We start from the raw sequence: 16,694 nt of genomic DNA, 5'->3' as shown, positions 1-16,694 counted from the left end.
GGTGGACGCAACCGCCGGGGCGGTCGGTCGGGGCGGCCGGTCGGGGCGGCTCAGTCCTTGGCGAAGGCCTTGTTCTCGGGGTTGCGGGCCTTGAGGACCAGGTACGAGACGCCGAGGAGGGCGGCCCACAGCGGGGCACAGTACAGCGAGATCCTGGTGTCCTTGTCGATGCCCATCATCACGACGACCACCGCGATGAAGGCCAGTGCGAAGACGCTGGTGTACGGGGCGCCGGGGGCCCGGAAGCCCGACTGCGGAAGCACCCCGAGGTCGGCGAGGCGGCGGTAGCGGATCTGGCTGATCAGGATCATGATCCAGGCCCACATGCCGGAGATGGTGGCGAACGAGACGACGTAGGTGAAGGCGTCACCGGGCCACTGGTAGTTGATCCAGACGCCGACGAGCATCAGGGCGGCGGAGAAGGTGGTGCCGACGAGCGGGGTGCCGCTCCGGGTGAGCCGGGTGAAGAGCTTCGGCCCCTGCCCGTTGAGTGCGAGGTCGCGCAGCATGCGGCCGGTGGAGTACATGCCGGAGTTGCAGGAGGAGAGCGCCGCGGTCAGCACGACGAAGTTGACGATCCCGGCGCCGAGACCGAGGCCCATCTTGTCGAAGGCTTCGACGAACGGGGAGACGCCCGGCGAGAACTCGGTCCACGGGACCACGGAGAGGATCATGACGAGGGCGCCGACGTAGAAGACGGCGATGCGCCACGGCACGGTGTTGATGGCCTTGGGCAGCACGGTCTTCGGGTCCTTGGACTCGCCCGCGGTGACGCCGACGAGTTCGACGGCGAGGAAGGCGAACATCACGATCTGCAGGGTCATCAAGGTGCCCTTGATGCCGTTCGGGAAGAATCCGCCGTCGGACCAGAGATGGGTGACGGACGCGGTGTCCCCGGCGTCGGAGAAGCCGAGGGTGAGAATTCCGGCGCAGATGAGGATCATGCCGACGATGGCGGTCACCTTGACCATGGAGAACCAGAATTCGAGTTCTCCGAAGAGCTTCACGGAGATCAGGTTCACGCCGTACAGAATGATCGTGAAGACCAGTGCGGAAACCCATTGGGGAATGCTGAACCAGAACGTCATGTACTGGGCGGCGGCGGTGACTTCGGTGATTCCGGTGACGACCCAGAACAGCCAGTAGGTCCAGCCGGTGACGAATCCGGCGAAGGGGCCGATGAATTCACGGGCGTACTCGGAGAAGGAACCCGAGACCGGGCGGTACATGAGGAGTTCACCCAGGGCCCGCATGATGAAGAAGATCACCAGGCCCGCGACGGCGTAGGCCAGGATGAGGCTGGGTCCGGCCTTGGCTATCGCCTTTCCCGCACCGAGGAAGAGCCCGGTGCCGATGGCTCCGCCGATGGCGATCATCTGGATCTGACGGGCGCCGAGGGCCCGCTGGTATCCCTCGCCCGCCGGGCCGGCATCCGCGACTTCTACGGCCCGCCGGCCGTCCTGCCCTTTGTCGACCTGTGCCGATGTCATGTGCTGCGCCTTTCTCCACGCCGATCCGCGCCGTTGAGGCAGCGGATCAGGTCCTGATCCCCCCGGATATGGATGGAGTGCCGCCGGCGGTGGCCGGCTCGTGGCGTCCTCGGGAACAGGTGTGGCGTCCCCCGAGTGGTCGTGAAGATTTATCACGACCACCTGGGAGACCCACCGGGCGTTATGTGGTGCACACCACAGTAAAAAGCGGACAAGAGTTTCCTGCCGCAGCAAAAAGGCCATTCGGGTGACGGGATCGTTATTCGGATTTGAGCGTCCGTTGAGCGAACGCCCGGCGCGCATCCGGCGGCATCCCGGGCAGCTGCCGCTACGGCATCAGCGTCTCCACGAGCGTTTCCTGGAGCGCGCCGAGCCAGAGGTAGGCCATGACCATCGGCTTGCGCGGGTCGCTGTCGGGGAGCCGGTAGAGCGATCCGGCGCCGCCCCCACCCCCGCCCCCGCCCTCGGCCTCGCCCTCATCCTCGTCGGAGACCTCCAGGCGGGTGCCGATGGTGAGCCGGAGGTCGTTGAGGGCACCGAGCCAGTTGCGGCATTCGTCGCCGGTGAGTTCGAGCACGGCGCCGCCGTTCCCGGCGATCGTGAGGGCGTCCAGGGTGCGCACGACAGTGAGGGCGTCGTCGCGCTTGCGGGCGCGCAGATCGTTCTCTGTGAAGCGGCGGAACTCGGCGGAGGCGGCCCGCACTTCGCTGTCCTCGTCGCCGTACGCCTCGGGGAAGAGACGGGCCAGGGCGGGATCGGTGGGCGGTTCGCTGGGGCCCTCCGCGAAGAGGGCGGCGAGCGGGTCCGCGCCCTCGGCGGGTTCGTCGCCGGGACCGATCAGTTCCAGCAGCTGGACGGCGAGGGAGCGCAGGATCGCGATCTCCACCTCGTCGAGCGCGACGGCCGCGCCGCCGCCGGGGGTGGCCTCGAAGTGGCCGGCCATGGGTTTTCTCCGATGGTGGGTCGGGCGGGGCAGGAGTCGGGCGGGGCGGCGGACGATCGGTCTAGTTGCGGTCCTGCGTGAGGGTGGCCCACAGCCCGTAGCCGTGCATGGCCTGGACGTCGCGCTCCATCTCCTCGCGGCTGCCGCTGGAGACGACCGCGCGCCCCTTCTGGTGGACGTCCAGCATCAGCTTGTGCGCCTTGTCCTTGGAGTAGCCGAAGTAGGCCTGGAAGACATAGGCCACATAGCTCATGAGATTGACCGGGTCGTTGTGGACCAGCGTCACCCAGGGGACGTCGGGCTCGGGGACGACGACAGTCTCCTCGGCCGATTCGGGACGCTCGATCTCTGTGGGGGCGACGCTCACCCACCCCATGCTGCCACTCGGGAGGGTGCATCGCACAAACGACCCGAGATCTCGTCACTCTGACGAAATAGGGGTAGCATCCGGAACATGAACTCTGCGGACCTTGGGCGACGGGTCGGTGTGCCGTCGACAGCGCTCTTCACCGACCAGTACGAGCTCACGATGGTGCAGGCCGCGCTGAAGGCCGGCACGGCCGACCGGCGGTCGGTCTTCGAGGCGTTCACGCGTCGGCTGCCCGAAGGGCGGCGCTACGGCGTCGTCGCGGGCATCGGACGGGTGCTGGACGCGGTGGAGAACTTCCACTTCGACGACGAGATGCTCACCTTCCTGCGCGAACAGAACGTCGTGGACGGACCCACGCTCGCCTGGCTGGCCGACTACGGCTTCAGCGGTGACATCTGGGGCTACCCGGAGGGCGAGGTGTACTTCCCCGGCTCGCCGATCCTGCGGGTCGAGGGCTCCTTCGCCGAGTGCGTGCTGCTGGAGACGGTGATCCTGTCGATCCTCAACCACGACTCGGCCATCGCCGCCGCGGCGTCCCGGATGTCCGCCGCGGCCGGTGGGCGTGGCCTGATCGAGATGGGTGCACGACGCACCCATGAGCTCTCGGCGGTGGCGTCGGCGCGTGCCGCGTACATCGGCGGCTTCGACACCACCTCCGACCTGGCGGCGGGCTTCCGCTACAACATCCCGACCGTCGGGACGAGCGCCCACGCCTTCACGCTGCTCCACGACACCGAGCGCGACGCGTTCCGGGCCCAGGTCGACTCGCTGGGCCGGGGCACGACGCTGCTGGTCGACACGTACGACGTCACCGAGGCGGTCCGTACGGCGGTCGAGGTCGCGGGGACCGAGCTGGGCGCGGTACGGATCGACTCCGGGGACCTGCTGCTGGTCGCGCACCGGGTGCGGCAGCAGCTGGACGAGCTGGGCGCCACGGAGACGAAGATCGTGGTGACCTCGGATCTGGACGAGTACGCCATCGCCTCGCTGGCCGCGGCGCCGGTCGACGCGTACGGGGTGGGCACGCAGCTGGTGACCGGCAGCGGGCAGCCCACCTGCTCGATGGTCTACAAGCTCGTCGCCCGTGCCGGGTCCGCCGACCCCGCGGAGCCGCTGCGTCCGGTCGCCAAGAAGTCGCTCGGCGCGAAGTCGTCGGTGGGCGGTCGCAAGTGGGCCGCGCGCCGGCTGGACGAGAACGGGGTGGCCGAGGCGGAGGTGGTCGGCACCGGCGCCGTGCCCGCGGAGCTGGCCGACCGGCAGCTGCTGGTCGAGCTGGTCAAGGGCGGAGAGGTGATAGCCCGGGAGCCGCTGGACGCGGCGCGCGAGCGGCACATAGCGGCACGGGCGGGGCTGCCGATGTCGGCGCTGCAACTCTCCCGCGGAGAGCCGGTGATTCCCACGGAGTACGCGTGAGCGAGGGGCGCGGTGGTGGGCGGGCGCGCCCGGCCACCACCGCGCCCCGGGGCGCCGCGCGGGCTCCGTTCCGTCCCCTCCCTATCCGGGGCCGGAGTCCCTAGGCTCGAATCACACCCCCCACGACCGCCGACCGTCCCCCACCGAAGGACACCCGCCATGCACCGCGCCTTGATCGTCGTCGACGTTCAGAACGACTTCTGCGAGGGCGGCAGCCTCGCCGTGGCGGGGGGCGCCGATGTCGCCGCCGCCATCACCGATCTGATCGGGGAGGCCCAGGCCGGGTACCGCCATGTGGTGGCCACCCGCGACCACCACATCGACCCGGGCAATCACTTCTCCGCCCAGCCGGACTTCGAGCAGTCCTGGCCGGCGCACTGCGTGGCCGGCACGGAGGGGGTCGGCTTCCACCCGAACTTCGCGCCCGCGGTCGCCTCGGGGGCGGTCGAAGCGGTGTTCGACAAGGGTGCCTACGCCGCGGCGTACAGCGGCTTCGAGGGCCTCGACGAGAACGGTGTGGGGCTGGCCGACTGGCTGCGGGACCGCCGGATCACCGAGGTCGACGTCGTCGGCATCGCGACCGACCACTGTGTGCGGGCGACGGCGCTGGACGCGGTCCGGGCGGGCTTCACCACGCATGTGCTGCTCGACCTGACCGCGGGGGTCGCCGAGGCGACCACGGAGCGGGCCCTGGAGGAGCTCCGCAGGGCGGGCGTGAAGCTGTCCGGCAAGCCGGTGGTGTAGCGGCACGGACCCCGCGATCCGGGCCGGCCCCGCGCCTCAGGCCGGCCGTCGTACGGGTATGGCCGGGCGCACCAGGGCCCGGATCGGGTGCCAGAGCTCCTGCGCCTTCTCCGGTCTCGCCCGCCACAGCAGCCCGTCGGGGTGGTGCAGCACGGCGGTGATCTCGTCGGGTGTGGGCGGCTCGGCGTTGCCGCGGAGGTAGACGGCGCGCAGGCCCGCGTTGCGCAGCCGGGTCAGGGCGCGGGCCCGGTTGGCCGCGTGCACCAGGACCCGGACCGGGGCGCCCGGACCCGCTCCGTCCGTCGGACTGGGCAGGGTGATCGCCACCACCACACTGCCGTTCGGCAACTTGCAGAATCCTCCGCCTGCCATACTCCGCGCTCCCCCGTGAGACGTCGTGTCAATAAGGATCCGAACAAGACGCACCTAAACACGATCGGCCGCCGCCCGCTAGAGGGCGACGGCCGATCATGCTCTGACCTGCGGTTATACGGGACTACTTGTGCGAGGGACCGACCTTGACGGTGATCGTCGAGCCGCTGCGCGGCTCCTTGACGATCGAGATCCGGGTGTTCGTGTCAGGGACCTGAACACTTCCGGTCGGGTTCTCCTTGTACCAGTAGGTGCCCTTGTGGTCGTCGAAGGCCGGGACACCGTGCTGCGACTTCACCCGGACCGGTGCGTCCGCGTTGTGCAGCGTGAAGGCGTCGGTCGCGTACCAGCTGAAGGGGGCGTCGAACGGCTGGATCTTGTTGCGCATGATCGTGCCGTCGGCCCACTTCAGGGGCTTGGCGTGGGAGTCGACCGGCAGGATCAGGCCATGGCCCGGGTGGACCGAGACGTTGTTGTCCTTCTGGGACTTGTCCCAGAGCCAGACGAGCAGACCGTTCTGGTACGGGTAGTGCTCGACCCAGTCGGGACGGGTCTTGGAGAAGCCGAAGTTGTACGGGCCGACCTTGAGGGTCTTGTCGTAGCTGACGTACTGGCGGTTCTCCGCGATGTAGTACTGCGGGTAGTCCTTCTCGAACGACTCGCCGACGCGGGAGAAGCCCTTGGCGGTCCAGCCGTTGTCGTCGCCCTCGGCGTTGTCCGTGAAGAGCACGGCACCGTCGGCGTTGACCGAGATGGTGTCGGCCGCGAAGCCGATGCCGCCGGCGCCGCCGTCGGTGGCGTAGCGGAAGCGGATGTCGATCTTCTTGCCCGCGTAGGCGTCCAGCGGGAAGGAGAGCTTCTGGTACTTGCCGGAGACGTCGGTCAGGGCCGGCTTGTCACTGGCGTCGCGCGGGATCGCCTTGCCGTCGGCCGTGCCGTCGATCGCGGTCCAGCTGGTGCCGCCGTTCTCCGAAACCTCGGTGTAGAGGTAGTCGTAGTCCTTCTCGATGTCCCACCAGCCCGCAAGGTCCAGGGAGGCCTTGGACTTGCCGGTCAGGTCGACCGAACGGGACAGGGTGTTGGCGAGGTTGTCGCCCATGTCGCTCCACCACTGCTTGGAGCCCTCCGCCGGCTTCGTGACGGCGGTGGTGACGGGCTTCTCGGGCAGCGTGACGACGAGCGCCTGCTTGTTCTTGGTGTTGTACTCCGACACGCCCAGCTTGTGGGTGGACTTCGTCGAGGCCTTGGCCTCGGCGTAGTCGAGCCAGCCCAGCTGGAGCTTGTCCCAGGCGGTCATGTCGCCGGGCAGGTCACCGATCGAGTCCTTGCCGGTGCCGAGCCAGGAGCCGGCCGACATCAGGGACCAGAAACCGACCGAGTTCTCGGCGGTGTTGGTGGTGTCGTAGAGGTCCGGCAGGCCCAGGTCGTGGCCGTACTCGTGGGCGAAGACACCCAGGCCGCCGTTCTCGGGCTGCGCGGTGTAGTCGCCGACCCAGATGCCGGTGTCACCGATCTCGGTGCCGCCGGCCTTGTTGTCGGCCGGGCCGGTCGCGCCGGCGTCGGTGCCGTAGGCGTACCAACGGTGGGCCCAGATGGCGTTCTTGCCCTCGGCGCCGCCACCCGCGGACTCGTCCTCACCGGCGTGGACGATCTGGAAGTGGTCGATGTAGCCGTCGGGCTCGTTGAAGTTGCCGTCGTTGTCGTGGTCGTAACGGTCCCACTGGTCGTACTTGGCGAGATCCGTCTTGATCTGCTCGGCCGTACGGCCCTTGGCCTTCTGGTCGGCGGCCCAGGCGTTCACGCCGTCCCGGATCATGTCCCAGGCGTTGGCGCAGTTGGTCGCACCGCAGAAGTTGGAGCCGTAACGGGCCTCGTTGTAGGGCACCTTGACCCAGTCGGAGACCTCGCCGTCGACCGAGTAGCGCCCGGAGGACGTCTTCTCGTAGTACGTCTTCAGCGAGTCCTTGCCGGCCCCCGAACCGAAGTAGAGGTCCTGGAAGTGCGCCTGGTTGTAATCGGCCTGCCAGGCGGTGCTGTTGTCCTTCTTGGGGTCCGGCTTGGCTATCTTGTTGTGCAGCGGGCCGGGCGTGCCCCCGTACTTCGGAACGGCCGGCTTCGGGCCGTCGCCGTCCGGGTCGAACATGGTGGTGTTGTCGACCTTGTCGCCGAACTCCACCAGGATCGTGAAGATCTTGTCGGTCTTCTCGCGGCCGAGCTCGACGTACTTCTTGTCGTCGAGCTTGACGACCTTGGAGCCGCCCTTCTTCGAGATCTTCTTGTCGCCCGATATGACCTGCTCCAGGGCGGCCTGACGCTGCGCGTCCTGCTGCTTGCTGAACGGGCCCTTCAGGTCGTGCTCGTTGCCCTTGGCCGACCCCGGGTCGCGGCGGTCGATGGTGGTGCTCTTGGCTGCCGGCGTCTTGTCATCTGCCTGGGCCGTGGCAAAAGCTGACGCCGTGGCGGCAGTGGCGGCCATGGCCACGACAACCGCTGCAGCGCGAAGCGCCCGTCTGTTCTTGGTCACTTGATGCAGTCCTCCCCGGCACTCGCCGCTGCGGCCAGGGTGGTGTGGGGCCGCGCGCGAATACGCGTCACAAGTGACGACATTCGACCGGAGTTACGCGAGAAAAGACAGATCTTGACTTGAACAGGCCAAGTGCACTATGTAGGAGAACGCTTCCGTTATCCGGACGTTCATCGAGCGGGCAACCGGTGCGTCATGGACCACGGTTGGAGCGGAGCGTGACTCCGTGCGCCCCCCGTGCACCAGTGCCGTGGGTTAGGTCGTGCTTACCAGTGGTCCCTCTCGGGCATCCACCGTCGTAGAGTCGCTTGACAGTGCGACCGTGTTGAGAGACTGCCCATCCGATGCCCCGAGGACGGATACCGCCATGCCGCGTCCCACTGCCGCACAGCTCTCCTACGGTTCGGTCACCGTCGTCTTCGCGACCCTCGCGATGCTGCTGCTTTCCCGTACGGGTTCGGGCGTCGGAATCGCCGTCATCGGAACCGCGGCGCTCGCGCTCGGTCTGCTGGTGGCCGTGACCGTACCCCAGCCGTCACGCGCGAAAACCGCGAAGCAGGCGAGGGCCCGCTCCGCGGTCCGGGTGAACCAGGACGCGGTCTCCGCGGCCGTCGAGGCCGAGGGCCTCGCCCGCGACGGGGTCCAGTCCCCGATCCCCGCGCCCCGCGAGGCCGCACAGCCTTCCGCGTCCGCCGCGGACGCGCGCGTCCTCTAGTTGGTCTGCACGACCACCGTCTTCGCCGCCTTGTCCTGGAGGCCCTGCCGGTACGGCTTGTCCGTGAACATGAGCACGATGTTGATCAGCCACCACAGGCACGGGCAGCACAGCAGCGCCGGCAGCCACAGCACCACGGCCCGCAGGAACGACGCACCGGTGTCCGGCACCCGGCCGTCGTTGAGCATCGCGACCCGCAGCTTCAGCAGCCGCTTGCCGAGGGTCCGGCCGTCCTTGTGCGTGAAATACGTGTCGTACGCGACGTAGACGACCAGGCCGATCAGCGACCACAGCAGCTGGTGCCCGCTGTACGTCTGGCTGAAGACGTCGCCGACGCCGTTGCCGTTGCCGTTGCCGTTGTTGTCCGACACCTCGACCGCGCCGCCCCACGGCAGCGAGATCAGATAGAGCGGGATCGAGATGATCAGGAAATCGATCAGCCGGGCCAGGATGCGCTTGCCCGGCTCCGCGAGCGGGGGCATGCCGGCCAGCGGATCCACGCCGCCGTACGGTCCGCCGCCGCCGAAGGGGCCCGGATCGTACGGCGGCGGCGGGGGCGGCGGAGCGCTGTCGTACGGCGAACCCGATGACGGCGGCGGCTCGTGCGGCTTCTTGAGGAACGGGTCGTCCTCGGGCGGCTGACCGGACGTCGGCTGATCGTTGCTCATGGGGGCAGTGCACCCCGCCCCGGGGGTGCCCGCAACGGCTCAGGTGCGTTCGGGGGAACGGGCGGCCCGACGGCCCCTCACCCGATGGGCCGTCGGCCGGATGGGTGCAGTCAGCCTGCCACGAAGGTGTGTGCCGCCTTGTCGTGCCAGCACTGACGCCACGGCCGGTCGAACAAGCACCACAGCACGTTGACCACGCCGATCACGAGGACGCCCAGCACGCCGTAGACCAGCCAGCGGCGCAGCGCGGCGCCGAAGGCCGGGGGGCCGTGGGACTCGATGTCCCGCACTTCGAGTCCGCAGAGCTTCTTGCCGAGCGTGCGCCCCCACTTGGCCGTCGGCAGCGCCTCCAGCAGGACGCCGAGCACGAGGAACGCGCCGAGCACCCCGCCGAACAGACCGGCCGTGGTGGAGTCCACCAGCCAGACGGTGACCGTCTCACCGGACAGCTTCGCCGCGTTGATCTTCTCGTCGATGTGGTCCAGCGCCTGCGAGACGAGCGGGAAGCCGACCCCGCCGACGAGCGCCATCAGTACGACGGTGTCGATCAGCCGGGCGGCGAACCGCTTGCCGAGCCCGGCGGGCCTGGCCGCCGCCTGGGCCTGCGCGAGCTGCTGGAAGGGGTCGTCGACCGGAGGCTTCCAGGGCACGACGGGCTGGTCCGGCTGGGCACCCTGCGCACCCTGCGCACCGAACTGCGGGCGGGGCTGCTGGGGCTGGTGCTGGGGCTGGTGCTGGAGTTGCGGCGGGGGCTGAGGCTGGTGCTGCTGGACCGGGAGTTGAGGCTGGGGTTGGGGTTGGGGTTGGGGTTGGAGTTGAGGCTGGTGCTGCTGGGCGGGGAGCTGGGGCTGGGCGGGCGGATTGGACTGCTGCGTCCAGGGGGCGGGGTTCTGCGCGGGGGCCGGGGCGGGGGCCTGTGCGGCCGTGGCGGGGGCACTCGCGCGGATCGCCATCGTCCCCTCCGTGGCCGCCGGTTCCGGCGTCCGGGCGGGGGCCTGTGCGGCCGTGGCGGGGGCACTCGCGCGGATCGTCATCGTCCCCTCCGTGGCCGCCGGTTCCGGCGTCCGGCGAGCGGGCCGGGGGCCGACCCGGATCGCCACGGTGTTCTCGGGGACCTGGCCACCGGCGTCCCGCGCGCCCGGCAGCGCACCGTCCGCCGGCTCGGAGGGAGAGGGAACGGGAGCGGCGGCGGGCCGTCGCGGGTCCGCGGGGGCACGGACCGCGGGAGCGCGGTCGTCCGGCACCTGGGCGGCCGGGACGGGGTTCACGGGTACGGGGTTCACGGGGACGAGGTCGGCAGGCATACGCGGATCGTGGCCGGGCTCCGTACCGGCTCCGGACTCCGGCCCCGACGGCCTGGCCTGTTCACCCTGGCCGCCCTGTTCGTCGGGCCGGCCGGGGCCGCCCCAGGAGACCCGTCGGTCGCGTTCCCCGCCGAATCCGGTCTGCCGGGAGGCGTCGGCCTGCCAGGCGGTGGCCGGTTCGGGGCGGTTGCCCGCGTGCGGCTCCTCGTCGAGGAAGACCGGGCCGGTCTCGTCCACCGGTGCCGGGACCGCCGGGAGCGGCTGCGACTGCGGCTCGGCCGCCGGGGTGGAGGGCTCTGCTCCGGAAGGCGCCGCAGGCATCGACTCGCCCTGCTGAGGAGCGGGGCGGCTCGTGCCGGGCACCCACGAAGCACCGTTCCAGTACCGGACATATCCGGGAATGGACGGGTCGGGGTAGTACCCCTCGCGGGGGCTTTCGTCACCGGGTGCCGGGGTTGGGGCGCTCATCACCGTGGTCCCGTATCTCTTCGAGGCCTGAATGCAACGGGTCCACATCTACCAGACGCCCGCGTACCCCTGGGCCACTCCAGGGGTTTGGGCCACTTTCCCGTCGCCCGGAAATATTTTTCGGAAGTCGCGTAATAGATGGCGGGGAGGGCGCTCTCTCCTTGTGCGGACCGGTCAAGGGACCGGCCCACAGGCACCGGAAGGACGCACTCATGCACACCGTCGTGGAACGCGAGCTGGAACTCAAGCTGGTCCTGTCGCCCGAGCGCAGCATCCCCGTATCCGCCCGTCTGACGTACCGCACGGAAGACCCGTACGCCGTGCACGTCGCCTTTCACATCGGCTCCGACTTCCCGGTCCACTGGACGTTCGCCCGCGATCTGCTGGTCGAGGGGGTGTTCCGGCCGTGCGGTCACGGGGATGTCCGGATCTGGCCGACCAAGGTCGAACGGCGCAACGTCCTCTTCGTCGCGCTGACCTCGCCCGACGGGAACGCGCTCCTGGAGGTGCCGTCCGCCGCGGTGGCCGCCTGGGTGGAGCGGACGCTGCGGGTGGTCCCGCCCGGCACGGAGGCCGAGCTGCTCGGGATCGACGAGGGCCTCGCCGAGCTGCTCGCGCCGCTGCCGGCCGACGACCTGTGGATGCGCGACCCGTGGCCGTCGGACGAGTCGCAGGACGGCGAGGCGTGAGCGGGCGCGGTTCCGCCCGGCCGCCGGAACGCCGACCGTCAGAACACCTTGCCGGGGTTGAGCAGCCCCAGCGGGTCGAACGCCTGCTTGATGCCCCGGTGCAGTTCGACGCTCACCTCGCCGAGCTCGCGCGCGAGCCACTCCTTCTTCAGGACGCCGACGCCGTGTTCACCGGTGATCGTGCCGCCGAGCTCCAGGCCGAGCGCCATGATCTCGTCGAACGATTCGCGGGCCCGCCGGGACTCGTCGGCGTCGGTGTGGTCGAAGCAGACGACGGGGTGGGTGTTGCCGTCGCCCGCGTGCGCGCAGACGCCGATGGTGAGGCCGTACTTCTCGGCCACGGCCGCGGTGCCCTCCAGCATGGCGCCGAGCTTCGAGCGGGGTACGCAGACGTCGTCGATCATCGTGGCCGATTTGACGGTCTCCAGCGCCGTGAGCGCCATCCGCCGGGCCTGGAGCAGCATTTCGGACTCGGCGGCGTCCTCCGCGGGGACCACGTCGGTGGCGCCCGCCGCGGTGCAGAGCTCGGCGACGGCGGCCAGATCGGCCGACGGGTCCGGCGTGTCGAAAGCGGCGAGCAGGAGCGCCTCGGTGGTGTCGGGGAGGCCCATGTTGGCCATCTTGTTGACGGCCTGGACCGTTGTACGGTCCATCAGTTCGAGGAGTGACGGAGTGTGACCACGCTCCATGATCCGGCAGATCGCGTCGCAGGCGGTCGCCGCGCTCGGGAACTCCGCGGCCAGGACCAGCTGCTGCGGCGGCCGGGGCTTCAGCGCGAGCACGGCCTTGACGACGATGCCGAGGCTGCCCTCCGAGCCGACGAAGAGCCGGGTGAGGTCGTATCCGGCGACGCCCTTCGCGGTGCGGCGGCCGGTGGTGAGCAGACGCCCGTCGGCGAGGACGACCTCCAGGCCGAGTACGTATTCGGCGGTGACCCCGTACTTCACGCAGCACAGGCCGCCGGACGCGGTGCCGATGTTGCCGCCGATGGTGCACATCTCCCAGCTGGAGGGGTCCGGCGGGTAGCAGAGACCGTGTTCGTCGACCGCCCGGGACAGCACCGCGTTGATGACGCCGGGCTCGACGACGGCGATCCGGTCGACCGGGCTGATCTCCAGGATCCGGTCCATCTTGACCAGGGACAGCACGATGCAGCCGTCGGAGGCGTTGGCCGCGCCCGACAGGCCGGTGCGGGCTCCCTGCGGGACGACCGGGACGCGCAGCGCGGTGGCGGTGCGCATGACGTGCTGGACCTGCTCGACCGTGCGCGGGAGCACGGCGACCGCGGGCGTGCCCGCGTCGCAGAAGCTCGCCATGTCGTGGGCGTACGAGGCGGTGACGTCGGGATCCGTGATCAGTGCCTCGGCGGGCAGCCCCGCACGCAGTTGTTCGAGAAGACCGTTCATGATCCCAGCGTGGCACCCGGGCCCATTGGTGTGAACCCGTCTGCGGCAGCCTTCGTAAGACGCGGTGTGCTCTTATTACTGACGCAGAGTGATCGGCATGGATGTCATGCCGCAGCAGCCTCCGCAGCCCCCCGAACCGAGCCGCCCTCCCCTTGACGACCCCGCGCTCTACGGCTTCTCCGGCGCCTCCGCGCTCTCCGAGCCGGCGTCACCGGCCGAGCTCCCGCCCCTCTCGCTGCGTACGACGCTGCGCAGGGCGGCCCTGGGCGTGGTGGCGGGTGCGGTGCTGGTGACGGGTGCGGTGGTGGCCGTTCCGGAGGACGGGAAGAAGGCCTCGACGCCGCCCGTGCCCGGCCCGGTCTCGCGTGCGCTGACAGCGACGGCCGCGGGCTCCCCGGCCTCGCTCTCCGATCTGACGGCACTGATCCGGGACCGGCAGCAGTGGGTGGGCACGCATCCGTCCGACGCGCGGTCCTGGGCGGTGCTCGGCACGGCCTACGTGGAGTGGGCGCGGCGTTCCGCGGACACGGCGTACTACGGACGGGCCGAGCAGGCGCTGAAGCGCTCGCTGAATGTCCGGCCGGGTGAGAACGGGAACACGGCGGCCTGGGTGGGACTCGCGGAGCTCGCCGACGCCCGGCACGACTTCGCCACGGCGAAGAAGTGGGGCGAGACGGTACGGGCGCGGCAGCCGAAGCAGTGGACCGTGTATCCGGCGCTGATCGACGCGTACAGCGGTCTCGGGGACTACAAGTCCGTGAACACGGCGGTGGCGAGGTTCACGGCGCTGCGCGCGGGGGTCCCGGCGCTCCTGCAGACGGCACGGATGTACCTGGCCCGCGGCTGGCGCGAGGACGCGCTGGCCAACGCCCAGGACGCGGCGGACCGGGCGGCCGCACCCGCGCAGAAGGCGGAATGCCTGGCCCTGCTGGGCGAACTGGCCTGGGAGCGGGGCGAGCCGCAGGAAGCGGTGGCGCAGTACAGCGCGGCGCTGCGGACCGACCGCGCCCACCATCCGTCGCTCGCGGGCCGGGCCAGGGCACTGGCGGCGCTCGGCCGTACGGACGAGGCGCAGCGCGACTACCGGGCCGCGCTGGCGCATCTCCCCCGGCCCGAGTACATGCTGGAGCTGGGCGAGCTGTACGAGTCGCTGGGGCTGGACGGCGAGGCCCGCAGCCAGTACGAACGGCTCCGCGAGGCGCTCGCCCAGGACGATGCCCAGGGCGTGGACAACGCGCTCCTGCGCGGCCGTTACGAGGCCGATCACGGGGACCCGGACGCGGCGGTCGAGCTGCTGGACGCCGCGTGGGCGCGCTCGCACCGCAGCGCGGCGGTGGCGGACGCGCTGGGCTGGGCCCTGCACCGCTCCGGCGACCCGTCCGCCGCGCTGGAGTACGCGGCCCAAGCGGTCGACACGGGTGGGCAGAACGCCTCGTACGCGTACCACCTGGGCGTGGTCCAGAAGGCGTTGCGGGAGTACGGTCCGGCGCGCCGCAATCTGGAGGAGGCCCTGCGCTCCAACCCGCGGTTCTCGCCGCTGGCCGGTCCGGCCGCTCGGGAGGCCCTGGACAGCCTGACGCCTCCCCCGCCGGTCGCCCCGCACGACATGCGGCCCGCCCCGGAGCCCGAGCCCGAGCCGGTGCCCGCGGCCGAGGCTCCCGCACCGCAGAAAGCGGAACCACAGGAGCCGGAGCCGCAGAAACCCGAGCCGAAGAGGCCGGAGCCGCAGAAGCCGCAGGAGCCGGAGCCGCAGAAGCCCGCGACAACGCCACAGGCCCCGGGCAGCCGCTGAGGAGCCCGGAGCCTGTGGCGCGCCGACCCGGGGGTCAGAGGTTGCCGCGCTTCTCCTGCTCGCGCTCGATCGCCTCGAACAGGGCCTTGAAGTTGCCCTTGCCGAAGCCCATCGAGCCATGGCGCTCGATCATCTCGAAGAAGACGGTCGGGCGGTCCTGGACCGGCTTGGTGAAGATCTGCAGCAGGTAGCCGTCCTCGTCGCGGTCGACGAGGATCTTCAGCTCGCGCAGGATCTCCACGGGTACGCGGGTCTCGCCCGCCCACTCGCCGAGGGTGTCGTAGTACGAGTCGGGCGTGTCCAGGAACTGGACGCCCGCCGCCCGCATCGCCCGTACCGAGGCGACGATGTCGTTCGTGGCGAGCGCGATGTGCTGGACGCCGGCGCCGCCGTAGAACTCCAGGTACTCGTCGATCTGGGACTTCTTCTTGGCGATCGCGGGTTCGTTGATCGGGAACTTGACCTTGAGGGTGCCGTCGGCGACGACCTTCGACATGAGCGCGGAGTACTCGGTGGCGATGTCGTCGCCCACGAACTCCTTCATGTTGGTGAAGCCCATGACCTTGTTGTAGAAGCCGACCCACTCGTTCATCCGGCCGAGTTCCACGTTGCCGACGCAGTGGTCGACGGCCTGGAAGGTGCGCTTGGCCGGGGGCTCGACGATCGGGTCGGCCGCGGCGTAGCCGGGGAGGTAGGGGCCCTCGTAGCCGGAGCGCTCGACGAGGGTGTGGCGGGTCTTGCCGTAGGTGGCGATGGCGGCGAGCACGACGGTGCCGTGCTCGTCCTTGACCTCGTGCGGCTCGTCGAGGCCGAGGGCGCCGTGTTCGACCGCGTACGCGTAGGCCGCGCGGGCGTCCGGGACCTCGATGGCCAGGTCGACGACGCCGTCGCCGTGCTCGGCCACATGGGCGGCGAGGAAGCGGCCGTGGTCGGTGGCGGCCTTGATGACGGAGGTGAAGACGAAACGGGCCGATCCGTTGGTCAGTACGTAACTCGCCGTCTCGCGGCTGCCGTTCTCCGGTCCGGAGTAGGCCACCAGCTTCATGCCGAACGCCGTCGAATAGTAGTGCGCGGCCTGCTTGGCATTGCCGACGGCGAAGACGACCGCGTCCATTCCCTTGACCGGGAAGGGGTCGGCCTGCCGGGCTGTGTCGGGGGTGGTGTGCAGAGTCTCAGTCATGTCCGAAGGCTCTCGCCGCTTCGCAAGGTGCGCAATAGTTTGCGAATCCGCTGGGCAATCTGTACAGCGGATAGGGATGATGAGCGGGCTATCTGTACATGATGACCATCACGTCGGCCCTCCGGAGAAGACCATGGCGATCGATCACCTGGACGGGCGGCTCATCGTGCTGCTGGCCCGCGAGCCCCGCATCGGCGTCCTGGAAGCATCGCGCAGACTCGGTGTGGCCCGCGGGACGGTGCAGGCCCGGCTCGACCGGCTTCAGTCGAATGGAGTCATCCGCGGATTCGGCCCGGCGGTCGATCCGGCGGCGCTCGGCTATCCGGTCACCGCGTTCGCCACGCTGGAGATCAAGCAGGGCCAAGGCTCCGACGTACGGGCCCACTTGGCCGGCGTACCGGAAGTGCTGGAGCTGCACACCACCACCGGGCACGGCGACATGCTCTGCCGTCTCGTCGCGCGTTCCAACGCCGATCTTCAACGGGTGATCGACCGGGTTGTCGGTTTTGATGGCATCGTCCGGGCCTCCACGGCCATCGTCATGGAGAACCCGGTCCCGCTGCGGATCATCCCGCTCGTCGAGCAGGCCGCGGAGGACAACGACTGAGCCGAGGAG

General features: G+C 70.0%; 15 protein-coding genes. 6 read left to right on the top strand and 9 right to left on the bottom strand.

Annotated elements, in window-relative coordinates:
- Positions 1–50: 50 nt before the first annotated feature.
- From OG520_RS25535 to clpS, 3 genes are all read right to left on the bottom strand, one after another.
- Positions 51–1,490: an amino acid permease gene (locus OG520_RS25535; protein WP_406014731.1), complete on the bottom strand. Its 1,440-nt coding sequence runs from the start codon at positions 1,488–1,490 to the stop codon at positions 51–53.
- 328 nt (positions 1,491–1,818) lie between these two features.
- Entirely contained in the window at positions 1,819–2,433 is a 615-nt protein-coding gene (locus OG520_RS25530; RefSeq protein WP_406014730.1) for a DUF2017 domain-containing protein, read from the bottom strand.
- Positions 2,434–2,494: 61 nt separating this feature from the next.
- Complete coding sequence (gene clpS, locus OG520_RS25525) at positions 2,495–2,809, bottom strand: ATP-dependent Clp protease adapter ClpS (RefSeq protein ID WP_406014729.1); 315 nt, start codon at positions 2,807–2,809, stop codon at positions 2,495–2,497.
- 78 nt (positions 2,810–2,887) lie between these two features.
- On the opposite strand from clpS, the gene OG520_RS25520 reads away from it, so the two are divergent.
- Together OG520_RS25520 and OG520_RS25515 are read left to right on the top strand one after the other, a co-directional pair.
- Positions 2,888–4,216, top strand: coding sequence for a nicotinate phosphoribosyltransferase (locus tag OG520_RS25520; protein WP_406014728.1), 1,329 nt, complete (start codon positions 2,888–2,890; stop codon positions 4,214–4,216).
- Positions 4,217–4,375: 159 nt separating this feature from the next.
- Positions 4,376–4,960, top strand: a complete 585-nt coding sequence (locus OG520_RS25515) for an isochorismatase family protein (protein WP_266418686.1) — start codon at positions 4,376–4,378, stop codon at positions 4,958–4,960.
- Positions 4,961–4,996: 36 nt separating this feature from the next.
- Here the strand turns inward: OG520_RS25515 and OG520_RS25510 are convergent, their stop codons facing one another.
- Together OG520_RS25510 and OG520_RS25505 are read right to left on the bottom strand one after the other, a co-directional pair.
- Positions 4,997–5,332, bottom strand: coding sequence for a hypothetical protein (locus tag OG520_RS25510; RefSeq protein ID WP_266418684.1), 336 nt, complete (start codon positions 5,330–5,332; stop codon positions 4,997–4,999).
- Positions 5,333–5,456: 124 nt separating this feature from the next.
- Positions 5,457–7,856: an immune inhibitor A domain-containing protein gene (locus OG520_RS25505; RefSeq protein WP_399331930.1), complete on the bottom strand. Its 2,400-nt coding sequence runs from the start codon at positions 7,854–7,856 to the stop codon at positions 5,457–5,459.
- Positions 7,857–8,223: 367 nt separating this feature from the next.
- On the opposite strand from OG520_RS25505, the gene OG520_RS25500 reads away from it, so the two are divergent.
- Positions 8,224–8,571, top strand: a complete 348-nt coding sequence (locus OG520_RS25500) for a hypothetical protein (protein WP_399331932.1) — start codon at positions 8,224–8,226, stop codon at positions 8,569–8,571.
- On the opposite strand, the gene OG520_RS25495 is transcribed toward OG520_RS25500, so the two are convergent.
- Positions 8,568–9,239, bottom strand: coding sequence for an RDD family protein (locus OG520_RS25495; protein WP_406014727.1), 672 nt, complete (start codon positions 9,237–9,239; stop codon positions 8,568–8,570). The two genes, OG520_RS25500 and OG520_RS25495, sit on opposite strands and share 4 nt — an antisense overlap.
- Before the next feature lie 110 nt (positions 9,240–9,349).
- Positions 9,350–11,011, bottom strand: coding sequence for an RDD family protein (locus OG520_RS25490; protein ID WP_406014726.1), 1,662 nt, complete (start codon positions 11,009–11,011; stop codon positions 9,350–9,352).
- 212 nt (positions 11,012–11,223) lie between these two features.
- Here OG520_RS25490 and OG520_RS25485 point away from each other — a divergent pair, with 212 nt between their 5' ends.
- Complete coding sequence (locus OG520_RS25485; protein WP_406014725.1) at positions 11,224–11,700, top strand: SsgA family sporulation/cell division regulator; 477 nt, start codon at positions 11,224–11,226, stop codon at positions 11,698–11,700.
- A 38-nt stretch (positions 11,701–11,738) separates the two neighbouring features.
- On the opposite strand, the gene OG520_RS25480 is transcribed toward OG520_RS25485, so the two are convergent.
- Positions 11,739–13,106, bottom strand: a complete 1,368-nt coding sequence (locus tag OG520_RS25480) for an FAD-binding oxidoreductase (protein WP_406014724.1) — start codon at positions 13,104–13,106, stop codon at positions 11,739–11,741.
- Between the two features lie 97 nt (positions 13,107–13,203).
- Here OG520_RS25480 and OG520_RS25475 point away from each other — a divergent pair, with 97 nt between their 5' ends.
- Complete coding sequence (locus OG520_RS25475) at positions 13,204–14,898, top strand: tetratricopeptide repeat protein (RefSeq protein WP_406014723.1); 1,695 nt, start codon at positions 13,204–13,206, stop codon at positions 14,896–14,898.
- A gap of 34 nt (positions 14,899–14,932) precedes the next feature.
- On the opposite strand, the gene hppD is transcribed toward OG520_RS25475, so the two are convergent.
- Positions 14,933–16,078 carry a 4-hydroxyphenylpyruvate dioxygenase gene (gene hppD, locus OG520_RS25470; RefSeq protein WP_406014722.1) on the bottom strand — a complete coding sequence of 382 codons (1,146 nt, stop codon included), beginning with the start codon at positions 16,076–16,078 and terminating at the stop codon, positions 14,933–14,935.
- Between the two features lie 133 nt (positions 16,079–16,211).
- On the opposite strand from hppD, the gene OG520_RS25465 reads away from it, so the two are divergent.
- Positions 16,212–16,685 (top strand): Lrp/AsnC family transcriptional regulator, encoded by a 474-nt coding sequence (locus OG520_RS25465; protein WP_266418666.1) that lies wholly within the window; start codon positions 16,212–16,214, stop codon positions 16,683–16,685.
- The last annotated feature ends 9 nt before the right edge of the window (positions 16,686–16,694 follow it).

This window comes from Streptomyces sp. NBC_00984 (genome assembly GCF_045162475.1).
GTDB lineage: Bacteria > Actinomycetota > Actinomycetes > Streptomycetales > Streptomycetaceae > Streptomyces.
Note: the sequence above shows the minus strand (reverse complement) of the source record. Positions and strands in the feature narration are given on the sequence as shown.

What these genes read in the sequence shown, in the direction of transcription:
- OG520_RS25535 (WP_406014731.1), bottom strand. Translation starts at nt 1,490, where the DNA reads ATGACATCGGCACAGGTCGACAAAGGGCAGGACGGCCGGCGGGCCGTA.
- OG520_RS25530 (WP_406014730.1), bottom strand. Translation starts at nt 2,433, where the DNA reads ATGGCCGGCCACTTCGAGGCCACCCCCGGCGGCGGCGCGGCCGTCGCG.
- clpS (WP_406014729.1), bottom strand. Translation starts at nt 2,809, where the DNA reads ATGGGGTGGGTGAGCGTCGCCCCCACAGAGATCGAGCGTCCCGAATCG.
- OG520_RS25520 (WP_406014728.1), top strand. Translation starts at nt 2,888, where the DNA reads ATGAACTCTGCGGACCTTGGGCGACGGGTCGGTGTGCCGTCGACAGCG.
- OG520_RS25515 (WP_266418686.1), top strand. Translation starts at nt 4,376, where the DNA reads ATGCACCGCGCCTTGATCGTCGTCGACGTTCAGAACGACTTCTGCGAG.
- OG520_RS25510 (WP_266418684.1), bottom strand. Translation starts at nt 5,332, where the DNA reads ATGGCAGGCGGAGGATTCTGCAAGTTGCCGAACGGCAGTGTGGTGGTG.
- OG520_RS25500 (WP_399331932.1), top strand. Translation starts at nt 8,224, where the DNA reads ATGCCGCGTCCCACTGCCGCACAGCTCTCCTACGGTTCGGTCACCGTC.
- OG520_RS25495 (WP_406014727.1), bottom strand. Translation starts at nt 9,239, where the DNA reads ATGAGCAACGATCAGCCGACGTCCGGTCAGCCGCCCGAGGACGACCCG.
- OG520_RS25490 (WP_406014726.1), bottom strand. Translation starts at nt 11,011, where the DNA reads ATGAGCGCCCCAACCCCGGCACCCGGTGACGAAAGCCCCCGCGAGGGG.
- OG520_RS25485 (WP_406014725.1), top strand. Translation starts at nt 11,224, where the DNA reads ATGCACACCGTCGTGGAACGCGAGCTGGAACTCAAGCTGGTCCTGTCG.
- OG520_RS25480 (WP_406014724.1), bottom strand. Translation starts at nt 13,106, where the DNA reads ATGAACGGTCTTCTCGAACAACTGCGTGCGGGGCTGCCCGCCGAGGCA.
- OG520_RS25475 (WP_406014723.1), top strand. Translation starts at nt 13,204, where the DNA reads ATGGATGTCATGCCGCAGCAGCCTCCGCAGCCCCCCGAACCGAGCCGC.
- hppD (WP_406014722.1), bottom strand. Translation starts at nt 16,078, where the DNA reads ATGACTGAGACTCTGCACACCACCCCCGACACAGCCCGGCAGGCCGAC.
- OG520_RS25465 (WP_266418666.1), top strand. Translation starts at nt 16,212, where the DNA reads ATGGCGATCGATCACCTGGACGGGCGGCTCATCGTGCTGCTGGCCCGC.